Annotated in this window: 1 protein-coding gene; it reads right to left on the bottom strand. The window is 41.1% G+C overall.

Annotated features, from left to right (window positions below):
• Nucleotides 1-433: 433 nt before the first annotated feature.
• The gene (locus tag AM228_RS21555) at nt 434-1186 is read right to left on the bottom strand and encodes a DUF4335 domain-containing protein (RefSeq protein ID WP_082348992.1); all 753 of its coding nucleotides are present in this window, start codon (nt 1184-1186) and stop codon (nt 434-436) included.
• Nucleotides 1187-1386 lie beyond the last annotated feature (200 nt).

Below are 1386 nucleotides of genomic sequence, written 5' to 3'. Positions count from 1 at the left end.
CCAATTGATGACACGCCCTAGTTTATAAATTTTTTGTCAAAATTTTTTGTCAAAATTTTTTAGCTTTGATGGGGAGGCGATCGCACAGGATCCTACTGGATCTTCCTTTGGGTTGGTTGCCGGAAAAATGGCCAAAAAAAACGCCCAAACAAGGGGCGTCTGCAATCAGGGTACACTACTAAATTTAACTTAGCATATAAATGAGGGGTCATACCCCTCATTTGAGAAAAATTTTTCCAGAAAATTTATTTTTTAGCCAAGGGGCAATAAAAAAAGTGATGAGCCGTTGGGCTACCACTCTACTTGAATCTATATATAGTGTGGTAAAAGTTTTAAGCACTATAAATATGGTGGGCAAATGCCCACCAGAGAATTTATCAAGATTCGATCGCAATTTGAACGCAAAACGAGTGGAACTCTGGGTAAGTTCGGTTTATTTAGATTGACTATGGCGGATCCCTGGCAATGTTGGCTGAGTCAGGGGTGGGGGTGAAGCTTGCCGATCGCTTTTAGTAGTAGTCCCTGCGGTCAGTCCCAGTATCACAAAGGCGATCGCCCCCAGGATCCATTTCAGCAAATGTCCAGAGACGGGTTTTAATGGCGGTTGGGGTGGAGCGATCGCCATTAAATCCACCATACATTCTTCTAAAGCGGCGACTAAATCTAATAATTGTAGGTTGCCTAATTGAATATTATGATTAGATGCTTCCGTGGCTAAAACACCCAAATCTAATTGATGAATAAATCCCCCTTGGGGTTTAATCTGAATCGATGCATTCTGATTCAAAGTTAAAATACTAGAAACTTCTTGATTCTCTAAGGGAGGTTGCAGAACCATACTCCCAGAATGAAAACGGGATTCTAAGGAATCTTCTAACAGAAATTGCGTCGCCATATTGCTTGGGGTGCTATTCCCGCAAGGAATCCGCTCTCGCGAATCGCCATGAAAAAACGCTTCACTGTACTGCTTGACTGCTTGATATAACTCTTCGAGGGTTAATCCATCGCCCCGAATAATTAATTGTTTTTCACTGGCAGATTGTGGGCGATCAAATATTAGCTGAAATCGGATATATTTCCTGAAAAATTCACCAGTCAAAAATGACCAGGGTGAGCGTTTCAGACTAATTTCTAAAGTGCAAGTGGGAGAACTGTACCTTCGAGAAACTGAGTTAGACCAGGGCATATAAAGAGAATTAAGAAAGATAATTTTTTGGAGAAAGGATAAATAGTTATTTGTTGGTTGTTGATTGTTGATTGTTGTTTGTTGTTTGTTGGTTGTTGCCTGTTGCCTTTTGGTTGTTGGTTGTTGTTTGCCTTTTGCCTTTTGCCTGTTGCCTGTTGCCTTTTGGTTGTTGTTTGCCTTTTGCCTGTTGCCTGTTGCCT

Origin of the sequence: Planktothricoides sp. SR001, from assembly GCF_001276715.1 — a bacterium.
In the GTDB taxonomy this organism is placed as follows: domain Bacteria; phylum Cyanobacteriota; class Cyanobacteriia; order Cyanobacteriales; family Laspinemataceae; genus Planktothricoides; species Planktothricoides raciborskii.
The sequence above is the reverse complement of the archived record's forward strand: the minus strand, read 5'-3'. Positions and strand labels throughout refer to the sequence as shown.

Bases quoted from the DNA above. Each gene is read 5' to 3' on its own strand.
- AM228_RS21555 (WP_082348992.1), bottom strand. From the start codon at position 1,186: ATGCCCTGGTCTAACTCAGTTTCTCGAAGGTACAGTTCTCCCACTTGC.